This is a genomic window from Acinetobacter sp. UNC436CL71CviS28, assembly GCF_000620525.1.
Lineage (GTDB): Bacteria > Pseudomonadota > Gammaproteobacteria > Pseudomonadales > Moraxellaceae > Acinetobacter > Acinetobacter radioresistens.
Genome location: NZ_JIBB01000013.1, coordinates 73179 through 83318, shown reverse-complemented (window position 1 = coordinate 83318; position 10140 = coordinate 73179). Strand labels below are relative to the sequence as shown.

At 43.7% G+C, this 10140-nt stretch carries 10 protein-coding genes; 5 read left to right on the top strand and 5 right to left on the bottom strand.

Features of this window, described 5'->3' with window-relative positions; genetic code table 11:
• Positions 1 to 339, top strand: a 339-nt coding sequence (locus tag N518_RS0106770) for a 4Fe-4S dicluster domain-containing protein (protein WP_026444093.1), incomplete at its 5' end; no start/stop codon positions are given.
• A 72-nt stretch (positions 340 to 411) separates the two neighbouring features.
• Here N518_RS0106770 and N518_RS0106765 read toward each other — a convergent pair.
• Positions 412 to 1011 (bottom strand): LysE/ArgO family amino acid transporter, encoded by a 600-nt coding sequence (locus N518_RS0106765; RefSeq protein WP_017400679.1) that lies wholly within the window; start codon positions 1009 to 1011, stop codon positions 412 to 414.
• A gap of 6 nt (positions 1012 to 1017) precedes the next feature.
• Positions 1018 to 1275 (bottom strand): sulfurtransferase TusA, encoded by a 258-nt coding sequence (gene tusA, locus N518_RS0106760; protein WP_026444092.1) that lies wholly within the window; start codon positions 1273 to 1275, stop codon positions 1018 to 1020.
• A gap of 257 nt (positions 1276 to 1532) precedes the next feature.
• Here tusA and N518_RS0106755 point away from each other — a divergent pair, with 257 nt between their 5' ends.
• The 3 genes from N518_RS0106755 to lnt all read left to right on the top strand — a co-directional run bounded on the left by N518_RS0106755 (position 1533) and on the right by lnt (position 5284).
• Positions 1533 to 2654: a hypothetical protein gene (locus N518_RS0106755; RefSeq protein WP_026444091.1), complete on the top strand. Its 1122-nt coding sequence runs from the start codon at positions 1533 to 1535 to the stop codon at positions 2652 to 2654.
• 234 nt (positions 2655 to 2888) lie between these two features.
• Entirely contained in the window at positions 2889 to 3728 is an 840-nt protein-coding gene (locus tag N518_RS0106750; protein ID WP_005016900.1) for an HlyC/CorC family transporter, read from the top strand.
• Positions 3725 to 5284, top strand: coding sequence for an apolipoprotein N-acyltransferase (gene lnt, locus N518_RS0106745; RefSeq protein WP_026444090.1), 1560 nt, complete (start codon positions 3725 to 3727; stop codon positions 5282 to 5284). The genes N518_RS0106750 and lnt overlap by 4 nt, the downstream gene beginning before the upstream one ends.
• 77 nt (positions 5285 to 5361) lie before the next feature.
• Here lnt and N518_RS0106740 read toward each other — a convergent pair whose 3' ends face one another.
• From N518_RS0106740 to gspF, 3 genes are all read right to left on the bottom strand, one after another.
• Positions 5362 to 5697 (bottom strand): hypothetical protein, encoded by a 336-nt coding sequence (locus N518_RS0106740; protein ID WP_026444089.1) that lies wholly within the window; start codon positions 5695 to 5697, stop codon positions 5362 to 5364.
• A gap of 336 nt (positions 5698 to 6033) precedes the next feature.
• On the bottom strand, positions 6034 to 6471 hold the full coding sequence (gene gspG / locus N518_RS0106735) for a type II secretion system major pseudopilin GspG (protein ID WP_026444088.1): 438 nt from the start codon (positions 6469 to 6471) through the stop codon (positions 6034 to 6036).
• 37 nt (positions 6472 to 6508) lie between these two features.
• Positions 6509 to 7714 carry a type II secretion system inner membrane protein GspF gene (gene gspF, locus N518_RS0106730; protein ID WP_026444087.1) on the bottom strand — a complete coding sequence of 402 codons (1206 nt, stop codon included), beginning with the start codon at positions 7712 to 7714 and terminating at the stop codon, positions 6509 to 6511.
• Between the two features lie 155 nt (positions 7715 to 7869).
• Between gspF and N518_RS0106725 the strand changes: the two genes are divergently transcribed.
• Positions 7870 to 10095, top strand: coding sequence for a primosomal protein N' (locus N518_RS0106725; RefSeq protein WP_026444086.1), 2226 nt, complete (start codon positions 7870 to 7872; stop codon positions 10093 to 10095).
• Positions 10096 to 10140 lie beyond the last annotated feature (45 nt).

Sequence of the window (10140 nt, the reverse complement as noted above, 5' to 3'; positions counted from 1 at the left end):
AAGCCCAACTATCCGAAACCGGATGGCAAGCTGACCTTTGACCGTCTGTCTTCTGTCTTTGTATCCAACACGGTACATGAGGAAAACCAGCCGTCTCACCTCAAGCTGGCTGATGCATCTATTCCGGTTGAGGTCAACCTGCCGAAATATGACGAGCCGGCACAGCGTTACTGTCCGGCCGGGGTTTACGAGATTGTTCAGGAAGAGACTGGACCGCGGTTCCAGATCAATGCAGCGAACTGTGTGCACTGCAAGACCTGTGACATCAAGGACCCTTCACAAAACATCACATGGGTAACACCGGAAGGTGGTGGTGGTCCTAACTACCCAAATATGTAATAAGAAAAGCCCGCTTCATGAAGCGGGCTTTTTTATAGAGATTGATAACAGGTATAATTGTTATAGAAAAGATCAGGCTTTAACGATCAGTGAAGCTGCAATTAGCCACATAATCATGCCAATTATAATATCCAGAATTTTCCATGCCTTGGGCTTTTCAAAAACGGGCTCCAATAATCTTGCACCAAAAGCCAAACTGAAAAAGAATATAAAGGATGCAGATACTGCGCCGCTGGCAAAGGCCATCTTATTACTATACTGGGATGAGATTGATCCGAGCAGAACCACGGTATCTAAATAAACATGGGGATTAAGCCAGGAAAAAGTTAAACATAGCAGTATAGTCTGACGCAGAGAAGCAGTTTTCTGTTTTGAAGCATGTAAACCTTCCTGTGCTCTATAGGCCTGATAAAAACTGCGTAGTCCGTAACCAAACAGAAAAATGGCGCCAAACCATTTCATCGCCTGAATGAGACCTTCCTGCTGGCTTAAAAGATGGGCAAAGCCAAAAACACCAAGAGAAATCAGTAGTGCATCGGACAGCGCACAAACTAGAGCTACTGCAAATACATGCTGACGAAGCAACCCCTGTTTTAACACAAAGGCATTTTGTGCCCCAATCGCCATAATCAAGGAGAACCCTAAAACCAGGCCAGATAAATAACTACTCACGCACCATTAACCCTTACGTACCAGGTAATGATATTCCTTATGCTGTTCAGTATCTCTTAATTCTTCCTGAAGCAGTAGCTCGTGACCTAGGTGCATACAGAATTTCGGGATATCCCAAGAGGTTGAAGGATCAGTTGCGAATACCTCGACGACATCACCCGTTTTTACTTTTCGAATAGCCTGATGCAGCATCATTACTGGCTCTGGGCAACGTAACCCACGAGTATTTAACTGGATATTAGGCGTTAAGGCAGGTTCAGACATGCTCTATCTCGAATGACATAAACCGCTCTATTTTAACATAAAGCGCTCAATACTCTGACTGATTTATTTATAGGGTGCATTTTACTGGACCGTTTAAAACATATATACCAAAGCTATACATGCTTATAGTTTGTTACAGCCTTATAGCAATAGCACTGCACTGTTTTTTAGATTATTGCTAAGCTGATTATTCGCTATTATTAATTGATTGTTCTTACCTCCCACTTTTCTCTATAGCAATAGCAGGAGTGAATAAGATGCTTCATCAGGAAATGCAAAAAATATTACAGGACTTGCAAAAGGTTCAGGCGAAACCGGCGGTCAGTATCTTTGTCAAAACTCACCGTACTTTTCCAGATAATGAAAAAGATCCGATTGCTTTAAAAAATCAACTCAAAGCTGCTGAAGATTGCTTGAAGAAAAAACATGGTGCAGAAATTACCCAGCAGGTCATGCGAAAAATTCACCAGGAGCTGAATGACTTCAGGCCAAATTATAATCTTGATACGCTGGCTATTTTTGCCTCGCCGGAACAGGCGCATGTATTGCGGTTTCCATTTGATACAGTGGAGCGTGTAGTAATCAATGATCAGTTCGCTGTACGTGATATTTTAAAAAGCCTATCTTCTGCTGTGCATTATTATGCACTGGTTATTACCCGTGAAAAGGGCCGTCTGATAGAGGCAATTGATGACAGGGTTATTCACGAATTTAATCCAGAAGACACTGATTTACTCGAAAATCTGCCTTATGGTGCTTTTCCGGTAGTAACTGACAGTTTGGCCACTACCAGTGCTGCTGAACGTTCTATCAATGAAGATAAATATCTCAAAGAGTTCTTAAATCACATTGACAAGAACCTGCAGGCAGTTTTAGGCAGACGTAACTTGCCTGTGATTCTGATCGGTGACAAACGTAATATCGGTTTTTATAAAGAAATTTGTGACCAGCCTAACGTAATAATCGCCACTGTTGATAATGTAACTTATCTGGATAACGGTGATGCCCAACATATTGTTAACAGTATTCAGCCTGCGCTACAGCACTACCAGCAGCAGCAGCAATTACAGGCACGACAGAATATGCAGTCCCTTTATGGTACCCCAAGAATTCGGACGGATCTCCAGGAAATTTATCGGGCAGCATTAGAAGGTAATACTGCAACGCTTTATGTGCGTCAGGGTCACACACTATCGGGCCAACTAGCTCCTGAACAGCAGAGCGTTATACTAAATGATGCAGGCGATACAGAACCCCAGACTAATGATGTTATTGATGACCTCATTGATCTGGTCAGGAAAAATAGTGGTCAGGTTATGTTTCTAGATCAGACCATGATGGAAGGTCATGACCCTCTGGTTTTAGCTACCCGTTATTAATGTGACGCCCCAGCCATAGTCCTTGAGGGCTATGGCTCTTTTGAATCTTTTTTATATAAAACCGGGGCTATTTTTAGATTTATCTATAAAAATGGGAATTTTTCTAAAATAAAACTTCTGACTCTGCCGTTTGCAACTTTTATCCTTTCGCTGATGTTTGTAGATGCACAGGTTTATTTTCTTCGGTATGATTAAATTACTTTTATTAGCTACCAAGAGTCTTTAGGAAAGATCATGCACGAGGAATCAGGCCCGTCGTGGGGTATGCGAGGCTTACGCAAATGGTTGGGCACCGCCCCCGGCACCCGCGATGAACTGTTAAAACTAGTACAAGATTCACGTCGTTTTTTGGAACCCGATACTGTTGCCATGCTTGAAGGCGTACTTGACCTGCCAGCCACTAAAGTTCGTGAAGTCATGACTCCACGTACTGCCATTATTAGCCTGCAGGAAGACGATCAGTTACTTGATATCCTGCATGTCCTGATTGAATCGGCACATTCGCGCTTTCCGGTATTTTCATCTGATCAGCCAGATAATGTAGTCGGAATTTTGCTGGCCAAAGACCTCCTTCCGTTTATGACTACGCCAACACCTAAAATTGATGTACGTGCACTCATGCGTCAACCGCTGTTTGTACCTGAAAGTGCACGCTCAGATCAGGTGTTGAGAATGCTCAAGAATACCCAGACCCATATTGCAATCGTTATTGATGAATATGGCTCGACTTCTGGTCTGGTAACACTTGAAGATATTCTGGAAGAAATTGTCGGCGAAATTGAAGATGAACACGACAAGATTGATGAAGAAGCACAATATATTATTCCAGACCAGACACATAGCACAGCCAATGCATGGATTGTTCAGGCACTTACACCAATCGAACACTTCAACACAGTTTTAGATGCTGATTTTTCTGATGATGAGGTAGAAACTGTCGGCGGTTTGCTGCTACAGGAAATCGGTCTGGTGAGTGACCTGCAAGGTCAGGTGATTGAACTTGGAGACTGGGAATTCAGTATTGTAGAAGCAGATGCCCGCACTATTCATCTGATTCGAGCTGTACGTAAATGAGAGCATATTTTGACAAGCTGTTATCCACTTCAGAACAAAAAAAACAGCTCCCCCTTATTTTTCCTTTATTAATTTCTTTATTTGCCGGCGCTATTTTTAGCTTTGCGCTGGCCCCTTATTACTGGTGGTGGCTGGCGATACTCTCACCAGCACTCTTGTATGCGTCATTACGTCATCGCTCAGCCAAGCAGGCGTTTGTACTTGGCTGGGCCTATGGTTTCGGCTTATGGTTTGTTGGTGCATTCTGGCTGTTTACCTCAATCCATATATATGGCGATACTAATGCAATCCTCAGTGTACTGATGATTGCCATTATGGCACTGGTTATGGGACTGTTTAGTGCCTTGCAAACTTGGGCTTATCGGCGCTTTTTCCCTGAAACTCCTCTCACTTTTGCACCTCTCTGGGTATTTTCAGAATGGGCCAAAACTTGGGTGTTTACCGGGTTTCCATGGCTGTTTGCCGGATATGCCTTTACTGAACGCTTCCTAGACAGCTATGCCCCACTTTTTGGTGTGTTTGGGGTCTCTTTTGTTGTTATTACTCTGGCCTGTGCCTTGGTCGAAGTTTTAAATCGACGGGTATTCTGGGTGGTTCCCTCTGCCGTGCTATTGCTGGGAGCTTGGGGCGCTGCACAGCTTGACTTTGTTGAACAGAAAGCAACCAAACCGCTATCAGTTTCCCTGATCCAGGGCAATATTCCACAGGACCTAAAATGGTTGACTGAATACCAGGCCAAAACCCTCATGATTTATGTAAACTTGAGCCGGACCGAATGGGGGCGTGACTTGATTGTCTGGCCGGAATCCTCGATTCCAATGTTCCAGAGTGATATTGAACCGTTTTTAAAAGCTATGCAGACTCAGGCAGAAAAAACTGATACTGCCTGGGTAACTGGTATTCCCTATTGGGATTTGAAAGAATCCAAACAGACCGGTTATCCGATGTATTATAACAGTATTATGGCTTCTGGCAGTGAAGCAGAAGGTCTGTACAAAAAACAGCGCCTGGTTCCATTCGGGGAATATATTCCGCTTTCAGGCTTACTCAGCTGGGTTTTACCAGGTGTACAAAATGATGTCATGCTCAGTGGTTTTTCCCGTGGTTCAAGCGAACAAAAACCACTGATGATTAAAAACCATCCCTTAGCATCAGCTATCTGTTATGAAATTGCCTACCCCAACCTGACTCGCCGCAACGCCAGCACCAGTGACTTTCTGGTGACTGTCTCGAATGATGCCTGGTTTACTGGTACAGCTGGACCTTGGCAGCATTTACAAATGGTTCAGATGCGGGCCAAAGAAAATGGACGCTGGTTTATCCGGGCAACCAATACAGGTGTAACAGCATTTATTGATCATACCGGTCATATAGTAAAACAGGCTCCAACTGATCAGGAGTTTGTACTGCGTGGCGAACTGCCGGCCATGCAAGGCCAAACTTGGTATAACCGTTTTAGCGACTGGCCGATTCTGGGCTTTTCACTTTTTCTTCTGGTCTTGGGCTGGATCTATCGTCCACGTAAAGTAGATGTTTCATTTAAATCGCGACGCTAAGGCCTAAATTTTTATTCTAGATAAAAAAACCGGATTTCATCATCCGGTTTTTTGTACATTTTAAATAGGTATTAAAGTCAAAGCTGAACACTCAGATAAGAAAGTATGACAGCCAGAACACTCATTGGCAGATGGCGATATAATTTGAGCATACACTGCTCCCAGCGATTGGGAATTTCCATTGTGAGCTCTACAGCACTAGTTTTTAAAGCAGCCCAGAAACTTAAAAAAACTAAAGCACCTATTAAACTGGTTGCGAAGAAACCCACCATAATCTGACTACTGCCCTCTACGGTTTGCCAGAAGTCTAAAATGAAATGGCTGACAGGCAATAAGCTCAGCACCAAAAGCACAGATTTAAGCATGGTTAAATGCAGTGAGTTTAAATTATCTGAGAATAAGACTGCTTTCATATTTATGACTCCCTGACATTTACTGTCTCTAAATATATTATTCAATCTTTTTTTAAATAAGAAGTTTATTTTTATTCATGTTTCACTATTATTGTAACTATTCGATATGAAAATAGTTCTTATTATTAATATTAAATAAAATCATATCATAAAATTAACTAAAAACAATTATTTAAATAATATTGGATATCAAGAATTATTATCACTTCACTTAATATTCATTGTCTATATTAAGTGAAGCTATTTATTTACTATTTATATTTTAAATTTAACCCAATCATTCTATTCCTTTCGCCATACTCATTTTATTTATACTCGTATTAAATATTATAAAACTTATGGCTGGTAATAAATATCGGCATCTGTACCCTCACCACCCTGTTTACCATCTGCGCCAAATGAATACAGGTCATAGCTACGGCCTTCTGAACCGGGAATTACATACTGGATATCGTTATCCCAGCTATCTTTAGGGTAGCCCCCTTTTACATAACCTCCCGGTAGCCAGTTCTTGGCTGTCGCTGGCTGGTTAACCAATGCATCCAGTCCCCCATCCTGCATTGAGGGAAATTGGCCATTATCGAGTTTGTATTGATCCAATGCCCCTGCTACACCTTTTAAGGTAATGACTGTGGTATCAATCTTGGCTTTTTCACCTCGTCCCATTACATTCGGTACAATCAGCGCTGCCAGTACACCTAAAATCACAATTACCACCATGACTTCAATCAGGGTAAAACCAGACTGATGGGTTCGATAACTCTTGTTCTGCATTAAAATTTTCTCACTTTACTTATAGTCTTTAAAAAAATTAAACCATATTGTTCATATTCACGATAGGTAACATCACTGCAATTACTATTACCAGCACAATACCGGCCATGAGTACCAGCATCAGCGGTTCCAGCAAAGCCAGTAACGTAGATATAAAAGTAGCCACTTCACGGTCCTGCATGGTAGATGCCCGCTCCAGCATGCGGTCCAACTCACCGGATGCCTCGCCACTGCGAATCATCTGTACCATCATTGGTGGAAAATAACCGGCACGTTCAAGCTGGGTCGCCAGGTTACCGCCTTCTGTTACTTTTTCTGCGGCAAGATTGACAGAATCCCGGATTACCCAATTATTACTGACCGCCGCACCAATTTTAAGCGCATCAACCAAAGGTACGCCGGAGCGGGTTAAAATAGACAGGGTACTGGCAAAACGGGCAGCATTGATACCACGAGCCAATTTACCAAAGAGAGGCAACTTCAGTACAAAGCGGTCAAAGGTATAATGGCCGGCTGAAGTCTTTAAAAAACGTATCAGCAGCATAATACCCACTACACTGATCACCAGTAAAAATGGCCAAGCCTGACGGATAAAATCACTGGTCTTCATTAAAATAACCGTAATGGCGGGAAGTGCCTGCTTGCTCTGATCAAATGTTTTTACAATATCCGGCACTACATAGGTCATTAATCCCATTACGATCGCAAATGACATCAGCATCAAGATAATCGGATAAATCATTGCCCCCTGAATTTTCTTCTGCATGGCAAAGCGGTTTTCTGTATAGTCGGCCAGCTGATCCAGAATTAGGTCCAGATGCCCTGAACGCTCACCCGCTGCGATGGTGGCAATATAAAGATCAGGAAAACGCCCAGACTGTTGTATAGCCTGAGCCAGTGAATGGCCTTCGAGCACCTTGGAACGTACCGACATCAGTAAATTCTGCACATGTACTTTTTCACTTTGTTTGCCTACAGCCCGAATAGCTTCTTCTAACGGGATTGCGGCAGCGACTAGCACTGAAAGCTGACGGGTCATGAGTGCCAGGTCATAGGCATTTAAGCCTTTTTTGCGCCATGATCTGGTCTGACCTTTTTCTTTATTTTCTACTGGTTCGACACTGACCGGAATCCATGTCTTATCACGCAGCTGCTGTCGTATCTGACGTGCGGAATCGCCTTCCAGTATGCCTTTTTGCTGCTTTCCCGAAGCATCCATTGCAGTAAATTGATATGCTGGCATTGTAGTTTTCTAGTTTTTCCCAAAATTTATCATCATTGCTGTTGCATCAGGCAATACAGATCATTCATATTCATGTTGTTGTCCGCTTGCTCACTGTAATATAACCGAGTCGATAGCATGACGCCATTTTATCTAAAACCTTTAACGAAATTTATATGCCTAGCTCGTCCCATAATAACTGCTGTATATACCGTGTCCGGGTAGCTGTACCTGTTCATCTCTATGATAGTTTTGACTATCTGCTTAGTGCCGAACAATACTTACAGGCAGAAGTCGGTGCGCGGGTAGCAGTATCTTTTGGACGGCAAAATCTGATTGGTATCATTGTAGAGAAAATTTCTCCCGATGTTATGCCTGATCCGCGTATCAAACTTAAGGCTATTACTGAGCTGCTCGACAAGGAAGCCATTATAGACAGCAAAGTTTTAAGTTTGTTGACATGGTCTGCGCAGTATTATCAATTTCCTTTGGGTGAGGTAATGCAATGTGCTCTACCCGGCCTGTTGCGTCAGGGTAAACCGCTAAATCTGCTGGCTCGAGTCTGGAAGGTGGTACAGCCTGATGCAGAACAGCTGCTCAAGCGTTCAATCAAGCAGCAAGATGCTTATAAGATTTTAAAATTACATGCAGCCGGTACAACAGAAGATATTCTGAATTTAAGTGGTGTTGAAACTGCCACTTTAAAAGCTCTTGAAAAAAAAGAAATTGTCCGCTGTGAATTAACAGCAATAAATACCACGCCTGAACCGGTGCAGCTGGCACAAATGCCACTCACACCCAATGAAGATCAGCACAAAGCAATTCAGCGTATTTTAAAATCCTTGAAGAAATTTCAGGCCTTCTTACTTGATGGTTTGACTGGTAGCGGCAAAACAGAAGTTTATTTGCAGGTGATGTACGAGGTACTAAAACAGGGCAAGCAGATATTGGTTCTGGTTCCCGAAATCGGGTTGACACCTCAAACCATTTCCCGTTTTAAATCACGGTTTAATGTAGATATTGTACTATTACATTCTGGTTTGAGTGAATCCAAACGTTTGCAAGCATGGCAGCATGCCCAAACCGGCAAGGCTTCCATTATTCTCGGAACCCGCTCAGCAATTTATACGTCGTTGCCCCGGCTGGGACTGATTATTCTGGATGAGGAGCATGATCTGTCATTCAAGCAACAGGAAGGCTTTCGCTACCATGCCCGTGACGTAGCTCTCTACCGTGCCCATCTGGAAAACTGTCCGATTATTCTTGGCTCAGCCACACCCAGTCTGGATAGCTATCATCTGGTAGAACAGAATAAACTGACACGACTGGAACTTAACCAGCGGGCTGGCAATGCGGTCTTACCCAAAATGCAGTTAATAGATCTGAAAGTAGCCAAAAAACAGCATGGAATTAGTGAACAGCTCATCAAGCAGATTCAGCAGCGGCTGGACAAAAAAGAACAGGTGCTGGTTTTTTTAAACCGGCGTGGTTATGCGCCGGTACTGGTCTGTAATCATTGTGGCTGGCAGGCCAACTGCCCCCATTGTGATGCGCATTTTACTCTGCATACACAGCCCTATAATCATCTGCACTGTCATCATTGTGGTTCCATTCATCGTGTACCGGAAAGCTGTCCCGAATGTCAGCAAACGACCTTAAAAACGCTCGGGATGGGCACTGCCAAGGTTGAAGAAACCCTGACCGAGCTCTTTCCAGATTTTGATGTAATTCGTGTGGACCGTGACAGTACCAGCCGGGTTGGCCAATGGGACCGTATCTATCAGCGGATTCATCAAAGCCAGCCTGCTATTTTACTCGGTACCCAAATGTTAGCCAAGGGCCATCATTTTCCCTACGTGACCTTGGTTGCGATTCTGGATATTGATGCCGGACTGCTCAGCTTTGATTTTCGTGCGCCGGAACGTACAGCCCAGCTCATCATTCAGGTGGCTGGTCGTGCTGGCCGTGGAGACCGCAGAGGCGAAGTCTATCTGCAAACTTTAAGGCCTGATCATCCACTGTTAACTACATTGATCGAGAAAGACTACCGTGCTTTTGCCAAACAAGCACTCATTGAGCGCCAGCAGGCACAGCTGCCGCCTTATCGTTATACGGTACTGGTACGAGCCGACTCCAGAAACCAGCAATACAGTCAGGAATTTTTAGCTGAAATTGCTCGTAAGCTACGTGAACTTGCAGGTAGTCAGGTTGATATCTGGGGCCCTATCCCTGCCCCTATGGAGCGTAAGGCGGGTCGCTATCGGGCCCATCTGGTCCTGCTTTCGGCTGACCGGGCACAGCTGCATTTTTATTTACGGCAATGGTGGGCGATGGTAGTACAACAGTCACGACAGCATCAGTTAAAGCTGAGTATCGACGTTGACCCGCAGGAACTCAGCTAGACAGATACGAGCGGCCTCTACAGCTTGGCAGTATTTTCAGGTTTA

Bases quoted from the DNA above. Each gene is read 5' to 3' on its own strand.
- tusA (WP_026444092.1), bottom strand. From the start codon at position 1,275: ATGTCTGAACCTGCCTTAACGCCTAATATCCAGTTAAATACTCGTGGG.
- N518_RS0106755 (WP_026444091.1), top strand. From the start codon at position 1,533: ATGCTTCATCAGGAAATGCAAAAAATATTACAGGACTTGCAAAAGGTT.
- N518_RS0106750 (WP_005016900.1), top strand. From the start codon at position 2,889: ATGCACGAGGAATCAGGCCCGTCGTGGGGTATGCGAGGCTTACGCAAA.
- lnt (WP_026444090.1), top strand. From the start codon at position 3,725: ATGAGAGCATATTTTGACAAGCTGTTATCCACTTCAGAACAAAAAAAA.
- N518_RS0106740 (WP_026444089.1), bottom strand. From the start codon at position 5,697: ATGAAAGCAGTCTTATTCTCAGATAATTTAAACTCACTGCATTTAACC.
- gspG (WP_026444088.1), bottom strand. From the start codon at position 6,471: ATGCAGAACAAGAGTTATCGAACCCATCAGTCTGGTTTTACCCTGATT.
- gspF (WP_026444087.1), bottom strand. From the start codon at position 7,714: ATGCCAGCATATCAATTTACTGCAATGGATGCTTCGGGAAAGCAGCAA.
- N518_RS0106725 (WP_026444086.1), top strand. From the start codon at position 7,870: ATGCCTAGCTCGTCCCATAATAACTGCTGTATATACCGTGTCCGGGTA.